Annotated in this window: 10 protein-coding genes; all 10 read right to left on the minus strand. The window is 67.3% G+C overall.

Annotated elements, in window-relative coordinates; translation table 11 throughout:
- Positions 1 to 732 precede the first annotated feature (732 nt).
- Positions 733 to 2109 carry a S41 family peptidase gene (locus tag C0541_RS17230; RefSeq protein ID WP_193725937.1) on the minus strand — a complete coding sequence of 459 codons (1377 nt, stop codon included), beginning with the start codon at positions 2107 to 2109 and terminating at the stop codon, positions 733 to 735.
- A 323-nt stretch (positions 2110 to 2432) separates the two neighbouring features.
- Entirely contained in the window at positions 2433 to 3587 is a 1155-nt protein-coding gene (gene nagA / locus C0541_RS17235) for an N-acetylglucosamine-6-phosphate deacetylase (RefSeq protein ID WP_115050191.1), read from the minus strand.
- A gap of 2 nt (positions 3588 to 3589) precedes the next feature.
- On the minus strand, positions 3590 to 4618 hold the full coding sequence (locus C0541_RS17240) for an SIS domain-containing protein (RefSeq protein ID WP_115050196.1): 1029 nt from the start codon (positions 4616 to 4618) through the stop codon (positions 3590 to 3592).
- A 5-nt stretch (positions 4619 to 4623) separates the two neighbouring features.
- The gene (locus C0541_RS17245; RefSeq protein ID WP_115050459.1) at positions 4624 to 5691 is read right to left on the minus strand and encodes a LacI family DNA-binding transcriptional regulator; all 1068 of its coding nucleotides are present in this window, start codon (positions 5689 to 5691) and stop codon (positions 4624 to 4626) included.
- 40 nt (positions 5692 to 5731) lie between these two features.
- Positions 5732 to 7009, minus strand: coding sequence for a sugar MFS transporter (locus C0541_RS17250; RefSeq protein WP_115050198.1), 1278 nt, complete (start codon positions 7007 to 7009; stop codon positions 5732 to 5734).
- Between the two features lie 45 nt (positions 7010 to 7054).
- Complete coding sequence (locus C0541_RS17255; RefSeq protein ID WP_161960141.1) at positions 7055 to 7777, minus strand: GntR family transcriptional regulator; 723 nt, start codon at positions 7775 to 7777, stop codon at positions 7055 to 7057.
- 262 nt (positions 7778 to 8039) lie between these two features.
- Positions 8040 to 9206 (minus strand): acyltransferase family protein, encoded by a 1167-nt coding sequence (locus C0541_RS17260; RefSeq protein WP_115050202.1) that lies wholly within the window; start codon positions 9204 to 9206, stop codon positions 8040 to 8042.
- A gap of 121 nt (positions 9207 to 9327) precedes the next feature.
- Entirely contained in the window at positions 9328 to 11763 is a 2436-nt protein-coding gene (locus C0541_RS17265; RefSeq protein ID WP_115050204.1) for an alpha-N-acetylglucosaminidase, read from the minus strand.
- Positions 11760 to 14654, minus strand: a complete 2895-nt coding sequence (gene galA / locus C0541_RS17270; RefSeq protein WP_115050206.1) for a beta-galactosidase GalA — start codon at positions 14652 to 14654, stop codon at positions 11760 to 11762. The genes C0541_RS17265 and galA overlap by 4 nt, the downstream gene beginning before the upstream one ends.
- 201 nt (positions 14655 to 14855) lie before the next feature.
- Positions 14856 to 17564, minus strand: a complete 2709-nt coding sequence (locus tag C0541_RS17275; protein WP_115050208.1) for a TonB-dependent receptor — start codon at positions 17562 to 17564, stop codon at positions 14856 to 14858.
- Between the last annotated feature and the right edge of the window lie 304 nt (positions 17565 to 17868).

The following is a 17868-nucleotide window of genomic DNA, read 5'->3' on the forward strand; positions in this document are numbered from 1 at the left end:
GCACGCTCGGCAGCGTTGGCGCAATCACGGGACAACTCACACACACGGGCTTGCAGCATTGCGTGGACCTCTTGGCTGATGCGTCGGGTCGCAACCGTCCGGTTGCTTGAGAACGCGCAGAAAGCGCGCGCCACACCCGCGATCCGTCCCCCTGTACACCGGACGGCGAGCAGCGTCTTCCCGCAGGCCGGTGACGGCATGCGGGGCAAGGTGCCAGGCCGATGCATGACCGGCCGGCAACGTCTTTCATGAAGTCGGAGCACGCTCCTGATCGCTGACAACGTTATCAGCGAAGGTGCCTTCCGATAGCGGCACTGTCAACCTGGCGTCAGAATTGCCCTGTTTTATGCGGAATGCGCCGTCTTGAATGGCGATAATGGAACGGCAGCGTGACCCAGATCGCAATCGGGCGAACCGCCTGTGCAGACCATTGCGCCGGCAACCTCACCCGGCAAGGCTGCGCAGCAAAATGTTGCGATGCAAAGCGTCGCACTGGCACGCGTCGAAGGAGCGACACCATCCGGCGCTGCGCTGCAGGTGCTCGCCCCTGGTCAGGTTGGCGGCGTCACGCGCAATGCAGGCAATGGATGCCATTGGACGATGCGCTTGACCGTCTCAAGCCTGTACCGTGCCATCGCTCGCCGACATCGCGGCCTGAACAATGCGTCCGCCGCCTGCCTCCTGCATTTGCCTGATGCCGGTTCAATGCACTCCGCGTGTGCCTTGCGTGCGTCACTGCGCCAGTGCGCACCGCTGCGTTCGCAGCCATCGCGCCGCCGTATCGATGGCATCGGCCTGCGGGTCCAGCACCACGTCCGGTTGCAATGCCCCATCCAGACGCTGTGCATTGCGATCCTGCGTCGCGGTGCTGGCAACCGCAAGGACGGCACAACCAGGCAGGTCGACCGAACGATTGCCGGTGGTCTGCCCCGCACTCGGCTGACCGAAACTGCGCGTTGCCGGTCGCCCACGGAACGCGATGGCGACCATCTCGCCGGCGCTTGCCGTCCTTGGCCCGATCAGGACGGCCACCGGGCGATCGGTTTGCGCGGCGCGCGCGCCGGAAGTCGGCGGCACGGCTCTCGCCCGCCACGGCGTGGGTTCGCCATCCGCGTTGACGAAGTAACCGAGCACGTGCTCACCCAGCAACGGCTGCAAGCCGTTGACCATCGGCCACATCGTGCCCCCGCTGTTTTGCCGCAGATCGACGACCCAGCCGCAGCGTGCCTGCGATGCCATGCCATCCAGCGCAGTGGCAAGCGCGCGTTGATAGGCACCCCTGACGTCGCCGGACGAGGTCATCAGGCCAGGCACCGCGACATAGCCAACATCGGGCTGCAGCAACCGTGCCTGCACTGTGGCTTGCGCGGCGGCACGTGCCTCCATATGGCGCAGGGTGCTAGGCCGTAACAATAGGCGATGGCCGTCATCGAGCTCGGCAATCAGCGCCTCGATGGCGGTATAGGCGTCGGCTTCGCGCATGCTTGCGGCCTGTGCGCGCAACTGGGGCTCGCGGGTGGCCCAATCGATACGGCTGCGCTGCAGCGCATGCTCCCTGATTGCAGGAATCGCAATGTCGAGAATCCCGGCCGCGGATGCAGCATCCACGACAGGTTGAGCCATCAGCCGCAAGCGAGTGACGTCGACGGCACCATCCCCAGCCAGCACGACACCAACTGCCAGCCGATTTGCTTGCTCGGGAACCTGCATTTCGATGCCACGGTGTGCCCGAGAGCTGCCACTCACCCGCTCGGCTTGCGAGGTTTCGAATGCCACGACCTTGCCCTTCGCATCGACTGCGCGCATCCACAGGTTTGCACCCGGTAGGGCGCTGGAGGTTTGCAGAAGGCCATCCAAGGCCAGCGACTGTCCACGCAGCGCGACGGCATCGAGCTGCACGGCGGCCGCACCAAACGCAGCCGTGCGGCTGGGACCGGCGCTCAGCCGCAGCCGTGCCCCCTCGGCTGTCTGCACATCGCCCTGCGCCATCTTCAATTGGTAGTCCGTCCCGCCGGCAACCAGCCGCCAGGGGGCCACAGCTGCAGCGGTCGCGTGCAGGCAGCACAGCAACCACCCCACCAGCCACCAGCGCATCCATGCGTTGCTCATCGGTACTGCCTTGTCCTTGAGTTGATCGCAACTCTAGCAGCCACGGCGTGCCACGAGTGGACGGCAACGCCACCACGCGCAGCGACCATGCTTCAGCCATTGATCTGCACGCAGCGACAAAAGCGCCGCACCCCGTCTTGACGGGTGCCTGACAGGCATATCGCCGCTGTTGTAACTACGGCAATGCCTGAACAACCATGCCGGCGAGCAACGACGCTCCAACCCAAGCACTGCGCCCGGACACGCCAGACGCCATTGCCACCTGCAGGTGCCGCCCATGGGATGCACCTGCCCGAAAGCAGGCGCAACCACCATGCGCGCCCTCAGTCGCGCTGTCCGGCCACCCAGGTGCCGAGCACCTGCACATCGGCATCCACCAGCACCAGGTCGGCCTGGTAGCCCGGTGCGATGCGCCCCAGCCGCTCGCCCAGGCCGATGCATTGCGCCGGATACGTGGACGCCATGCGTGCGGCTTCGGCCAGGTCCACGCCCAGCCACTGCACGCTGTTGCGCACCGCGGTGGCCATGTCCAGCGCCGAGCCGGCCAGGGCGCCGTCGGCATTGCGCACCACGCCGTCCACCGCAGTGATGGTTTCGCCGTACAGGTCGAAGCTGGGGCTGTCGGCACCGACCATCGGCATGGCGTCGGTGACCAGCACCAGCTTGCCGCGCGGCTTGGCGGCCAGCGCCAGGCGCAGGCTGGCCGGATGCACGTGCACGCCGTCGACGATGATGCCGCACCACACAGCCGGGTCTTCCAGTGCGGCGCCCACCGCGCTGGGCTCGCGCCCGGTCAGTTGCGACATCGCGTTGTACAGATGGGTAAACCCGCTGACGCCGGCGGCAATGCCAGCGTGCGCCTGCTCGTACGTCGCTGCGGTGTGGCCGGCGAACACGATCGCGCCACCGGCGACGAAGGCGCGGATGTCGTCCAGCGGCACGCGCTCGGGCGCGAGCGTGATCAGGGTGACGCCGTTGTCCAGCGAGGTATCGACCGCAATCTCGTGTGCGTCGGGCAGGCGGAACTTGTGTGCATCGTGGGTGCCCTTGCGCGCCGGGCTGAGGTACGGGCCTTCCAGATGGATGCCGAGCACGCCGGGCACGCCTTGCGCGATGGCCTGGCGCGTGGCGTCGATCGCCTCGGCCATGACCTCGGCGGTGTCGCTGATCAGCGTCGGCAGCATGCCGGTGGTGCCGTAGCGGCGATGCGCTGCGGCAATGGTGGCCAGCGCCTGCGGGTCGCGCGCGTTGTTGAACAACACGCCGCCACCGCCATTGACCTGGATGTCGATAAAGCCGGGCAGCAAGGTGCCGCCGCCCAGATCCACGCGCGTGTGCGCCTGCGCAACGCGTACATCGTCGGCCGCCACGATCGCCTGGATCTGCGTGCCGGCCAGCAATACGGCCAGCCCATCCTGCAGGCCGTCGTCGGTGAGCACGCGTGCATTGCACAGCGCCTGAATCGGGAGAGCATCCATGTTCAAACGGTTTCCGTGACCTTGTTCAAGTGCGGCGGCAGATCGGGATTATGGCCACGTTGCAGCGCCAGCGCGTTGATCGCGCGGTAGAAGCTCTGCACGGTCAGCAGCGGCGCGCTGGCCGGATGCACGGCATCGACGAGCGGCAGGTCGCCATCGGGCGCGGCCAGCCACACCTGCGCGCCGCGGGCGCGGAACTCTTCGGCCAGCGCGCGCGTGCCCGCGCCGGTTTCATCCGGCTGCGCAAACACCAGCACCGGGAAGCCCGGCCCCACCAGCGCCATCGGGCCGTGCTTGACCTCGGCCGAGCTGTACGCTTCGGCATGCAGGCCGCAGGTTTCCTTGAACTTCAGCGCCGCTTCCTGCGCCGCGCCCAGGCCCAGGCCACGGCCGAGCACGAACAGGTTGTGCGCGGGCACCAGGCCGGCGGTGAGTGCAGACCAGTCGGCCTGCCAGGCGCTGCGCAACTGCTGCGGCAATGCATCCACCGCTGCGAGCAGGGCCGGGTCGTTCTTCCACACCGCGCCCAGGTGCAGCACGGCGGCCAGCGAGGCGAGATAGCTCTTGGTGGCGGCGACGCTTTTTTCCGGGCCGGCACCGAGCGGAATCACCACCTCGGCCAGCTGCGCCAGCGGCGAATCCTCCACATTGACCAGGGCGACCACGCGCGCGCCGGCCGCCTTGGCGGCCTCGGCATTGCGCAGCAGGTCCGGGCTCTTGCCCGATTGCGAAATCACGATGTACAGCGCGCCGCGCAACTGCAGCGGCGATGCGTAGACCGAGCCCACCGACGGCGATGCAGAGGCGGTCACGATGCCCAGTTGTGTTTCGAACAGATACTTGGCGTAGGTCGCTGCGTGATCGGAACTGCCGCGCGCACAGGTCACCACGAACGGCGGCGGCGTGTCGCGCAGCGACTGCGCGAGTACGGCAACGGTGTCGGCATTACGGGCGAACTGTGCGGCGACCACGTCGGCAGTCTGCGCCGCCTCGCGGAACATCAAGGTCTCGGTTTCGGTGGGAAGGCTCATCAGGCTCAGGCGGATTCGGGGGGAAAGGATTTGCCGGCCGGCGTCTGCGCCGGTGCGGTGGAACCGCGCACCACCAGCTGCGGCACGAAGCCGCGGTTCTGCAGTTGCGCGGGCTGGTCGTCGTAGGCATCGCTGCGCAACTGGCTGATCAACAGGCGCGCGGCATGCCGCGCGATGTCGTCGGTGGCCTGCTTGGCGGTGGTCAGTGCCGGCCAGGACTGGCGCGAGAACGGGCTGTCCTCGAAGCCGGCGATCGACAATTGGTACGGCACGTTCATGCCGGTGGACTTGGCCGCGGCCAGCACGCCGGCAGCGATTTCATCGTTGCTGCCGAAGATGGCGGTCGGCGGCTCGCGCAACGACAGCAGCCGGCGCGCGCCACGGAAGCCGTCGTCGAAGGTGTAATCGCCGGGAATCACCAGGTGCTTGTCCAGGGTGATGCCGTAGTCCTTCAACGCGGCTTCGTAGCCGGCATGGCGCTCGCCGCTGGAGCGGTGCTGCGGGCCGCCCCACAAAAAGCCGATGCGCTGGTGACCGAGCTGGATCAGGTGTTCGGTGATTTCATAGGCGGCGGCGCGGTCGTCGATATGCACGCAGGGGCCATCGCCCGGATCGTCGGTGGCGGCGATGATGCGCACGCTCTTGATGCCGCGCGCAGCCAGGCCGGCCATCAGCTCGGGGCGTTCGGACATCGGGGCGGTCAGCACCACGCCGGCCAGCCGCGAGCGCTGCACCCATTCGGCCAGTTCCTCGGCCAGCAGTGGCGAGGTGGAATCGCAGGGATGGATCTGCAGGCCGAAGCCGGTTTCGCGGCAGGCGGCCAGCACGCCGTTCTGGATGCCGATGATGTGATACGGGTTGGGATTGTCGTAGACCAGGCCGATCACGAACGGCGTGCCGCTGCGCAGGTTGCGCGCGGACGGATCGGGCTCGTAGTCCAGATCGGCGATGGCGCGCAGCACGCGCGCGCGCGTGGCCTGCATCACCGACGGTTCGTTGTTGATCACGCGCGACACGGTCTTCAACGAGACCTTGGCGCGCTCGGCGACATCTTTGATGGTGGGCCTGCGCATGGGTGTGCCTTGTTCGTCGGAACGCATCATGCCGCCCGGTTCACTTGGCCTGGGCCGGCAGGCCCACACGGTAACCGCGCAGCGAATAGAACAGGATGTACAGATAGCACGGCACCATCAGCGCAGCGAACACGACCTGGAAGTCGTAGTGCTGTTTCAGAATGGCAAACAGCTGCGGAATGATCGCGCCGCCGGCAATGCCCATGACCAGCAGTGCCGAGCCGATCTCGGTAAAGCGGCCAAGCCCGCGAATGGCCAGCGGAAAGATCGCCGGCCACATCATCGCGTTGGCGAAGCCGAGCGCGGCCACGAAGCCCACCGACACATAGCCGTGGGTCAGCAGCGCGCCCAGCGAGAACAGCACGCCCAGCACCGCCGACACGCTCAGGTAGCGCGCCTGCGAGATCACGCCCGGAATCAACGCCAGGCCGACGATGTAGCCAACCAGCATTGCGCCCAGCGTGTAGGAGGTGAAGATCTTGGTGCTGTCCAGCGGCAGGTTGAAGCCGTGGCCGTAGGTGCCGATCGCATCGCCGGCCATCACTTCCACGCCGACATAGACGAACAGGCACAGCACGCCCAGCCACAGATGCGGGAACTGGAAGATGCTGGACTTCTGCACGCCGGCCGCGCTGCCGGGCGTGGCATTGGCCTCGGAGGCCCGCAGCTCCGGCAGTGGCGAAAACAGCACGCCGATCGCCAGCAACAGCAGCACGCCGGACATCACCAGGTACGGTGCGTGGATCTTGGCGGCGAAGGCGGTGAGCAGTTGTTCCTTGGTGCCGGCATCGGCGCTGGCCACCTGCGTGGACAGATCGCCGATGCCGTGCAGCACCAGCGTGCCGATCAGGATCGGCGCCAGGATGCCGGCGATCTTGTTGCAGATGCCCATCAGCGCGATCCGCCGCGCCGCGCTTTCGATCGGCCCGAGGATGCTGATGTACGGATTGATCGCGGTCTGCAGCAGCGCCAGGCCGCTGCCGATCACGAACAGGCCGCCCAATGCGCCCGGATACCAGCGCTGGGTGGCGAACTGGCCGAAACCGGCCGCGCCCACCGCCATCACCACCAGGCTCAGCGCCAGCCCCTTCTTCATGCCGGTGCGCTTGAGGATCCACGACGACGGCAGCGCCAGGAAGAAGTACGACAGGTAAAACACCATCAGCACCAGGAAGGCATTGACCTCGTTGAGGTCGAACGCCAGCCGCACGAAGGTGATCAGCGGCCCGTTGATCCAGGTGAAGAAGCCGATGATGAAGAACAGCACGCCGACGATGGCGATCGAGACAACGGGATTTGCGGGCCTGGCGGTAGTCATGGATCGGCTGGCTCTTGAGTTGTCGTTGGGGGACGCCGCGCTGGATCAGCGACGCAGTTCGGCGACGAAATCGTAGAAATCGTTGTGGCAATAGGTGTCGGTCAATTCGATCGCGCTGCCGTCGCGCGCATAGCCCACGCGCACCACATGCAGGATCGCCTCGCCGGTCTTCATGCGCAGGTGTTCGGCCAGCCGTGCCGGCAGATTGATCGCGCGGAAGTACTGCAGCGCGCGCACCACCGGGGTGCCCTGCGCATCCAGGTAGCTGTAGAGCGAATCGCCGATCTGCTGCGGGTCGGCGACGACGCGCTGCGGAAGCACCGCGTGCTCGTAGGCCATGACGCGCTCGTCGGCGCTGCGCAGACGGGTCAGCGAGGCCACCGCCGCATCCGGCGACAGCCCCAGGCGCAGGATCTCTTCGCCATGCGCCGGGCGCAGCCGCCGCTCCAGCCAGCGCGTGCCGGGCTCGTAGCCCTTGATGCGCAGCGTCTCGCTGAAACTGGTCAGGCCACTGAGCTGATGCTGGATCTGGGTGGTGACGAAGGTACCGGCGCCCTGCCGGCGCGAAACCAGGCCCTGTTCGACTAGCACGTCCACCGCCTGGCGCAGGGTCACCCGCGAGATCTGCAGCCGCTCGCACAGCTGGCGCTCGGCCGGCAGCGCCTCGCCGGCCTTCCACTGCGCGCCGCGGATCTGCTCGTCCAGCTTGCTCGCCAGTTGCAGATACAGCGGCGTCGGCGCGGAGGCATCCAGCGCCAGCGCGTCCATCCGGGGGTCGGCGTCCGTCCTGGCTTCGGTTTTCGGTTTGGCCATTGCCTGTCCTCGGGACCGACTTGGATTCGTTAGGTCCAATATAGTACCAATTTGCCCAGAGCGCATTAGCGGCTGTCGGTCGCCGGGAGCGATGACAGGCCCTGGCCGACGCCGGCGTCCACCACGCAGGTCATGGGCGGGCATGCCTGCCGATGACCAGGCCGGTGCAGCACCGTCCGCGCCCCCGGGCTGCGTCGCCGATTGCCGGGCCGGGCGATCACAACCGCAGGTACCAGCGCCGCCGGTCCATCCACCAACCCACGCCCCAGCACAGCAGCGTGTAGCTCAGCGCGCACAGCAGCGAGCCGAGCGGGCCCGGCGCGATGGCCTGGAACACGCGGATGCCGGCCCAGGCGTACAGGTCCAGGCCGGAGCTGCCGGCCGGCAGCAGCCGCAACACCACCACGAACACTTCGGAGAACAGGTAGATCGCCAGCGGGTTGCGCCCCAGCACGGTGAAAAAACCGCTGCCGCCAGTCCAGCCGCGCAGCTCCAGCAGGTAGACCAGCACGCCCAGCGCCAGCAGATCCAGGCCCACCGTGCAGGCGACGAAGGACCCGCTCCAGAGCTTCTTCGACAGCGGCCAGGCCGGGTGCCAGAGCAGCGCCAGCAGCACCAGCCCGGCGCCCGCCAGCACCATGCTGCGTGTGGCGGCAGCGGTCTTGCCATGCCGCTGCAGGAAGCGCCCGCCCAGATAGCCGGCCAGCACGTTGACCGTGGCCGCCAGCGTGCCGAGCAGGCCCTCGGGGTCGAAGCCGCCATCCTTGCGATACAGATGCGCGCGCCCGTATAGCCACAGGTCCAGCCGGGTGCCGGCATTGCCGGTCCTGCCCAGCTCCGCGCCGGGCTGGCCGAACGCATACAGCACGGCCCAGTAGCCCAGCAGCAGCGCCACGCAGGCCGGCGCGATACCGCGTGGCGGCAGATAGCGCACCAGCAGCGCCGCGAGCAGGTAGCACAGGCCGATCCGCTGCAGCACGCCGGTCAGGCGGAGTTGATCGACCGCCGTGAACGCCCAGCCGCCGTCGGGCTGCGGATGGAAGAACGGAAACCAGTACATCAGCACGCCGCACAAGAAGATCAGCGCGGCGCGCTTGCCCACGCGGCCGAGGAACTGCCGATGCGGGGTGCGGGTGGCCAGCGCAAAACTCATCGCGCTGCCGACGGCGAACAGGAACGAGGGAAACACCAGGTCGGCCAGCGTGACGCCGAACCAGGCCGCGTGGGTCAGCTGTGCGTACGGCTGCGCGCCCGGCCCGGCGGTGTTGACCAGGATCATCAGGAAGATGGTCAGGCCGCGGAACACGTCCAGCGACAGGAAGCGTTCGCGCGTTGGCGGTGTGGTTGCGGTGCCAGCTGCAGCAGGGAGTGTTTGTGCGCTCATTGCAGTTCCTTGCCCAGGGACTGCAGGTGGAGGCGGCGTGCAGGCATGCTGCCCGTGGCGCGCGTCATTGCATCGGCGCTGAAGCGGTCAGGCAGGGCCGCGATATGCAATACGGATCCGCTCATTGGTCGGTGCCTTGCGCGGTGCTGTGAATGGCACCGCGCGCACGTCCTTGCACGTCGCCTTGGGCAATGCCTTGGATTGCACCGTGCGTACCGCCTGGCACATTGCGTTGCATGGCACTTTGCACGCCATCAGGCGCATCCACCTGCGCCAGCAAGCCGCGCAGCAAGGTCAGTGGCTCGCGAGGTGGCTGTCGCTTCGGCACCTCGTCCTGCGCGGCCCATTGGCGTTCCCACGCGGCGAGCTGGGTGTTGACCGCCGCTGCGTCGAACGGCGTGCAGGCCTTGCGCGCGGCACGGTATGCGCGCAGAAAGCGCGTCCAGCGCTGCAGGTAGAAATCCGCGTACATGCCCTGCCATGCCTTGGACGCGTAATCGGCCAGGTTGCCGTCGCCGCCCCACAGGCTGACCTGCGCACGCGCATTGCCGACATAGACACGACGCAGTGCGGCATCGTTGCCGGCGGCCGCGGCGGCCTGGCCGGTCCAGTCGGCCAGGGTTTCGTGCTGGCCGCCGACCAGTGCATCCAGCCCCTGCACCAGTTGCACCGTGCGCGCCAGCAGCGCATCGCCGCGCGCGAAGTCGCCGGCGTCGTAGGCCTGCACCACCGCCTGCAACTGACGGTCGGCATGCAGGCTCAGGTAGTGCCGCGCGTCTTCGATCAGGTCGTAGCGGTACAGCGGCGCGTCGGCATAGCGGTCGGCCTGCTGCAGCAAGGCGTCGATGGCGCGGCGCAGGCGTTGCGGATCGCCGGGGCGGTCATCGAAGCCGACGATGTCGGCGGTCGGCCGCTTGAACAGCAGATACGCACCGGCACGCTTGTTCCACCAGCGTGGCGACCAGTAGCGGGTCTGGTAGATGCCCGCCTCCAGATCCGACCAGGCCTGCAGCAAGGCCGCATCGCTGTGGCCGTAGCGCGCACGGGTGTATTGGGTGAGCCATTGCGACCAGGACTGCTGCGGTCCTTCCCAGGCCAGCGCGTAGAGATACTCGTAGACCACCGAGTTGCTGTGCAGCCCTTCCGGAAACACGCCGAAGCCGCGCAGAGTGCGTTTGTCCGGATCGGCCAGCAAGACCTGCAGATCCTGCCGATAGAACGCAAAGTCGCCGTACAGCGGATTGCTGGCGCCGTAGTTGTGCACGTAGCCATAGATCCACTGCTTGTTGTCGAAGGCCTGCGAAGCCTTCCAGGTGCCGGGATAGCGGTCGTTGCCGATGTCCAGCACCATCAGCCGCGCGTCGGGCACCTTGCCGAGAAACGCGGCGATCGCCTGCGGTTGCCAGAACGCTCTGTCGGCACCGAACAGCCAGCCCTGCATCACCCAGGTGGCCTGTGGATTGACCTGTGCAATGGAGCGATACAAGGCCTGCCCGTACTCGGCCAGGCGTGCGTCGCGTTGCGCTGGCGGTACCGCCTTGGCGCGTGCGGCATCGGAGTTGGCGATGCTGTCGCCGTACCTGGCGGCCGCCACGTCGCTGCCATCGTCGGCCACCGGCGGCAGCATCTCGTTGAAGGCGTCGGCCAGATAGAACTCGCCTGCGCCATAGGCCTGCGTGTACAGCTCCAGGAACCGCCGCGCGACCTGGGCAAACAAGGGATCGCGCGGATCCAGCCAGTAGGTTTCGTGGAAGCCTTCCCAGGCGCGCATGCGGTAGATGCGCGCGTTGGGATGCGCCTGCGCGAATGCCTTGGGCACGTAGCCGGCAAACGCCGGCAGCACCGGCTGCATGCCCAGCTCGCGCATGCGGGTGAGGATCTGTGTCTGCAGCACGCGCTTGCTGTCGATCCAGTGCTGCGGCAGCGGCGCGCGATAGCCTTCGATATTGCCCATGCGCTGCCACGGGGTGAATGCCGGGCCGGAGAAATACTCCGCCAGCGCGTCATCGCCCACGCCGAACTCGCGCCACAGCGCCTGCCAGATCGCCTCCTGCCCTTCCATCGCCAGCGGCATGTCGATGCCGTGCAGCGCCATCCAGTCGATCTCGCGCTGCCAGCGCGGCCAGTCCCAGAACGGCGTGGTGTAGCCGTAGGTGCAGGTGTTGAGATAGGCGCGATGGGCAAACGGCGTGCGCACCTGGCCGCTGCGGTAGGCCGGCCATTGCGCCGGCAGCGCCACGCGGTCGCCTTCCCAGCTCATCGAGGCCGCACCGGCCTGGCCGAGATAGGCGTAGGCGCCACGTGCCAAGGCCACCTGCGAGGAGCCGGCAATGCGCACCGCGTCGCCACCGGCGTCGATGCGGTACCAGTCCGCGCCGTCGCCGCGCGGCGCCATCGTCATCTCGAACTGTGCGGCGCGCGGGCCGATCAGGCGTTGCAGTACCGCCTGCGCGGGCGGTGCGGCCAGCACCAGATGCGGAATGGCGAGCAACGCGCCCAGCACGGCACCGACGAACAGGCGCACAGGCGTGGACGGAGAAAACGGTGAGGCAATCATGGCGAGTTCCGGTAGTGCACGGTGACGACGTCGTGGAATCCAAACGGCTGATCGGCAGCGACCTGCAGGATCACCGCCAGCGTGCGCGCGCCGGTCGCGGGTGCAAGCGTCACGTGTATCGGCGTGCCGGCAGGTGCCTGGGCAACTGCACGGCCATCCAGAAATACCTGTACCGGCCCGCTGAGACGACCCAGGTCAAGCATGCCGCCGTGGGTTTGCACGCCCTGCCACGGCGTGAACTCGGTGCGGTACAGCACGTAGCCGGCGCGTTCGGGTGCGGTTTCCAGCGTGCCGGGCAGCGTATTGCTCCAGCTGTTGTTGTCGTTGGGGCGGCGCGACAGGTCCGGCGCCGGCGGCTGCGCGAAGGCGGCGGTGTGGCGCCAGCTCTCGACCACCATCGCCGGCGCCACGATCGGCACCGTGGCTGGCAGCGGCACGACCGCGCACGCGATCTCGAGCACCGCATCGCGCAAGCCTGCGCTGCGCGCCTGCAGCCGTAACACGCCGGCGCCACGCCCGGCCTGCACGATCGCCTGCGCCAGCCCGTTGAACAAGGCCACTTGCATACCCTGATCGGGCGTATGCGCATTCGGGTCGCCATTGCCGACACCCAGCAAGCGGCCACCGCTGATCTGCAGCGTCAGTGGTGCATTGCAATCGGGCACGTGGCGGCCTTGCGTATCCAGCGCTTCCAGGGTCACCGGTTGCGCATCGCGGCCATCGCCGCGTAGCCGGGTGCGGTCCGGCGTGAGCCGCAGCGCGACCGCCGCGCCGGTGGTTTCCACCCGCGTGCGCGCCACCTCGCGGCCATCGCGCCAGGCCACCGCTTCCAGCACGCCCGGCGCATAGTCCACCTGCCACTGATTCATCTGCGCCCGATCCACCACCTGCTTGCCCAGCGAGCGGCCGTTGAGCCACAGCTCCACCTGCGCGGCATTGCAGAACGCCATCACCTTGATCGGCCGGCCCTCGCGGCCGGGCCAGTTCCAGTGCGGCAACAGGTGCAGCACCGGCGCGTCGTCGATCCACAACGCGCGGCGCAGCCAATACGCCCCCTTGGCGAATCCGCATTGGTCCATGATGCCGAAGAACGCTCCCACCGACGGCCATGCGAACGGGGTGGGTTCGCCGCGATAATCGAAACCGGTCCACACGAAACTGCCGGCGACGAACGGGCGTTCGGCAATCAGCTGCCAGGCGCGGCGATGGGTATTGCCCCAGTCCGCGGCCAGGCTGTCGTCTTCGGCCACCACGTGCGCATCCAGGTCGGTGAACCACGCGCCGCGGGTCTGGAACGCGCTGGTGTCCTCGCTGGACAGCATCGGCGTGCGCGGCCGCGCCGCATGCACGCGGTCGTAGTTGGACTGGCGGTAGTTGAAACCGAGCACGTCCACCACATCGGCCGCGCCACGGGTGGCGAACATGCCGTCGTTCATGCCGGCGGTGATCGGGCGGCTGTCGTCGAGCGCGCGCACGGCGCTGGCGGCGCGCGCCATGATCGCGTAACCGGTGGCGGTGCCCTGCAGCGGCTCTTCGTTGAGCAGCGACCACAGGAACACGCTGGGATGGTTGCGCTGGCGCCGCACCATGTTCTGCAGCAGCGCCACGTAGTCGGGTGCGGGGTTGAACAGCCGGTTCTCGGCCATCACCAGCATGCCGAGCCGGTCGCAGGCCTGCAGCAGTTCCGGTGCCACCGCGTGATGCAGGCGGATGGCATTGCAGCCCATCGACTTCAAGCGCTGCAGGCGAAACGCGTGCAAGGCATCGGGCAGCGCCACCCCGACCCCGGCATGGTCCTGATGCAGGCAGACGCCCTTGATCTTGAGCGGGCGGCCATTGAGGAAGAAGCCGTTGTCGGCATCGAAGCGCAGGCTGCGAAAGCCGATCTCGCACCCGGCACGGTCGCTGCGGCCGTCTGCGCCACGCACGCTGGCCTGCACGCGATACAGCACCGGCGTGTCCACGCTCCAGCGCTGCGGTTGCGCCACCGCGAGGCCGACCGTCGCCTGCGCGGTGCCGAATGCAGCCACGCGCAGTTGCGTCTGGCCACTCGCCACGACAGCACCGCTTGGGTCGCGCAGCGCCACATCCACCCACGCCTCGGCAGGCTGTTGCCCGCTGTTGACCAGGTCCAGCTGCACCGGCAGCTGCCAGACATCGCCAGCACCTTCGCGCGGCACCGCCGCCAGGCCGTCGCCGGCGATATGCAAGGGCGCACGCAGCACCAGCCAGGTGTGCCGGTAGATGCCGCCGCCCTCATACCACCAGCCATCCATGGCCTCGGCATCGACGCGGATGGCGATGCTGTTCAAGGCATTGCCGTAGCGCGCGACCGGCGTGAGGTCGATGACCAGCCCGGTGTAGCCGCTCCAGCTGCGCGCCATCAGCATGCCGTTGACCCACACGGTGGCATGGCTGGCGATGCCGTCCAGCCGCAGCTCCACCGCCTGGCCACGCACGGACTCGTCCAGCCGCAGCGTGCGCCGGTACCAGGCAATGCCGCGCGGACGATACCCCTGCGCGATATTGGCGTCGGCGCGCACCGCCTGCTCCACCACGAAGTCGTGCGGTACCTGCAGCTGCCGCCAGCCGGTGTCGTCGTAGTCCGGCGCCGCCGCACCCCAGGCGCGGCCGGCCTTGGCATTGTCGTAAGTCTCGTCCTGCGCAAGCAGGCGCGGGAACGATAGATCGCCCGCGTGGAAGCGCCAGCCCTCGTCCAGGTCCAGCCATTGGCCACCGTCGTCCAGGTCCGCTGGCGGTGGTGCAGGATGCGCCATGCCGCCGCTGCCAAGGCACGTCGTTACAGCGCCCGCCGCGCCTGGCAGCAACGCCGGCACGCCAAGCAGCGACGGGGCGCAGATGCTGCCGGCAAGGAACTCACGCCTGCGCATGACGGCGCCCGCTCGACTGCACGGCAGGCATGCCATGAGGCGCACGCGGCGCGGCCACTCCGGCGGCCGCGGCATGGCCCGCACCCATCCCCGCTGCGGCGTTGTCCCGACCAACGGCGTTGCACTCACCACCGGCGTTGCACTCGCCACCGGCCGCCGCACGCAGCGGTGCACGGCCGCACCGCGCTCGCGCGCACCTCATCACAGCATGTCCCACTGCATCGACAGGTAGTAGCTGCGACCGGTGACACCGGTCATCTGCCAGCGGCTGGCGATGTCCTTGTACGCCTCCTCGGTGCGGTTGGTGAGATTCAGGCCACCCAGCTGGAAGCTCAGCGTGTCGTTGACCTGGTAGCCAAGCACCGCATCCAGCTGCGTGCGCGCCTTCATGGTGTGGCCTTCGCGCGCGAAGAAGCTGTCGCTGCTGTCCTGTTCGTACTCGCTGCGGTGGTTGAGCGAGACGCGCGCCGAATAATGCGTGCTCTCCCAGTACGCGGTGGCGTTCCAGGTCTGTTCGGACAGGTTGCGGATCTGGAAGTCGGTATCGCGCTGCGGAATCACCCGGGTGAAGTTGGTGGTCACCCCGAAGCCGTCGATCGGCAACCAGGCATCCAGCGATTGCGTCCAGCCCAGTTCGTAGCCGCGGATCTTGACCTTGCCCGGATCGTTGGTGGTGGCGGTGATCTCGTAGATGTCGCCGCCGCTGTCCACGCAGTCGCCGGCTGCGTTGCTGGACAGCGCAGTGCCGTTGAAGGCGGCCGGGCAGACGATGCTGTTGAAGGTGCCGTTCTTGATGTTCTTCCAGAACCCGGCCACGGTGAGCGCGCCGCCATTGCCGTAGTACCACTCCAGGCTCAGGTCGGCCTGGTCGGCGGTCAGCGCCTTCAGATCGGTCTGGCCCTGGGTGACGACATAGGTGGTGGTGCCGCCGGTATTGGTGCCGGTGGAGATGGTCGAGGCGATGGCGGTGTTGCTGTCCAGGATCGGCCGCACCAGTACCTTGGCGGCGGCAAAGCGCAGCAGCAGGTCGTCGCGCATGTCCAGCACCAGGTTCAGGCTGGGCAGCCAGTTGGAATAGTCGTACGGCGCACGCGCGGTGCCGATCACCACATTGGCATCGTCGCTGGCGGCCTGTGCCTGGGTCAGGTAGGTGTCGGTGGTGCGCTTGGTGTTTTCGTAGCGCAGGCCGAGGTTGCCGCGCAGGCGCATGCTGCCGATGTCGGTGTCGATGCGCGCCATCGCATAGGCCGAGGAAATGTCGTTCTCGATGCTGTAGCTGCTCTGCGGCGCGAACAGGACCGGCACCGTGATGCCGGCGGCCGCCAGCGAGCGCGCATAGGCGGCGATGTCCGGGGTGACCCAGCTGTCCTGCGAGGCGAGCTGCCCGTCGAGGAAATTGCTGACCGTGCTGTTGGCGGCCGACAGTTCCGGGAACATGTCGAAGCCCGACACTGCACCGGTCCTGAGCAGATACAGGAAGTCGCGCCGGCGCACGTCGCGCTCGAAGGTTTCGCGGCGGTATTTGCCACCGAAGCGCACCGCATTCAACGCACCCAGCTCCAGATACCGTTCGGCATCCAGTTGCAGCGACCATTCCTTGTTGCTGAGCGACTGGATGGACCCGTTGGGATACTCGCTGCGCACCAGATTGGCCTTGTCCCAGGCACTGGCATCGGTGGCGTCGGCATCGGTGGTCAGCGAGATCGCGTCGGGATTGGAGGTATCCAGCAATGTTGCCGACGGAATCCGGCCCAGGATCGCGGCGCGTTCGTTCTCGTCGGTCTTGCCCTGGGTGTAATTGGCCGCGCCACTGAGCGTCCAGGCATCGCCCTTCCATTTGAAGTCGTAGCTGAGCAGCTGCGTGGACAGGTCGTGTTGTTCGATCTGACGGTTGTTCTCCAGCCAGTAGTCCGATGCCGACACCTGCGTGGCGGTCAGGCCGTTGGTCTGCAGCACCGTCAGTGGAGTGCGCTCGAACGAGTACACCAGCTGGTTCATGTCGTTGGCGGTCTTGTCCTGCGAATACAGCGCAGTGAGGTTCATCTCCAGCTGGTCGTTGGGCTTCCACTGCAAGCCGCCGTTGAACATCTTGCGCGTGGTCTCGCGCTCGATCGAGCGATAGCGCGGGCGGCGCGGGATGTACAAGCTGCCGGCGTCGGTGTCCTGCGTGTACCAGCGGTCGATCCACAGATAATCGGCGCGGTCCTTGAGCTTCTGGTAGCCGGCACTGAGGAACACGCCCAGCTCGCCGCCACCGGCCTTGAACTGGTCGATATAGGTCAGCACGCCCTTGGGCGTGGGCGAGCCACCGGCAAATTCCGCATACTGGGTCTTGGCCGAGAACAGCAGCTTGGTCTGCCGGTAATCCAGCGGTTTGGTGGTGTTGATGTTGACCGTGCCGGACAGGCCACCGGCGTCCATGTCCGCCGACGGCGATTTGATCACCTCGATCCCGGCGGCCACTTCCGGCTGGATGATGTCGTAGCGGAACCCATCGGTGAAGTCGGCGCTCTTGATCACCTGGCCGTTGATGGTGGTGGCCGAATACTGCGGGCCCAGACCACGCACGCTGATGGTGGAGCCGCGCCCGTTGATGGTGGAGATCTGCACGCCGGGGATGCGCTGGATCGCCTCGGCGATGTTCTCGGCAGGAAACTTGCCGATGTCCTGCGCGGAGATGCCATCGGTCATGCGCACATCGTCGCGCTTGGTGTCCATCGCGGTGATCAGGCTCTTCTGGTACGAGCTGGTGACCTTGACGGTGTCGAGCTGGGAGATCTGCGCCGATGCCGGCGGCGGCGATTCCTGCGCCTGCGCGCTGGCGCCGCAGGCAAGCAGCGACAGCGCAATGGCGATGGACAGCGAGGAGGGCGAACAACAACGCAACGCGGCACGCGGGACAGGTGACATGGGAGATCCTGAGGTGGACTGGCTGGACGACGACGCGGCTGGCATTCCGATCGATCAGCGCTGACGGATCCCGGCGTGGGGCAACCCACCCACACGCGCACAGGCCACCGGTCCCGGACATCCGGAACCGCCTGCGATCTGTTGTCTGCGAGCACCCCGTACGGCCCCCCGTGGGTGCCGATGCCGTCTCCCTCCCAGGACGGTCATCGCCTGCCATTGCTGATCAACGGCCCTGACTGGCAAATACCAATTCAGTGGATTTGATTCTTATGGTCTTTAAAAGATCCTGTCAACAGTCACTGTC

The sequence above is a fragment of the Xanthomonas arboricola genome (assembly GCF_003353015.1).
In the GTDB taxonomy this organism is placed as follows: domain Bacteria; phylum Pseudomonadota; class Gammaproteobacteria; order Xanthomonadales; family Xanthomonadaceae; genus Xanthomonas; species Xanthomonas arboricola_E.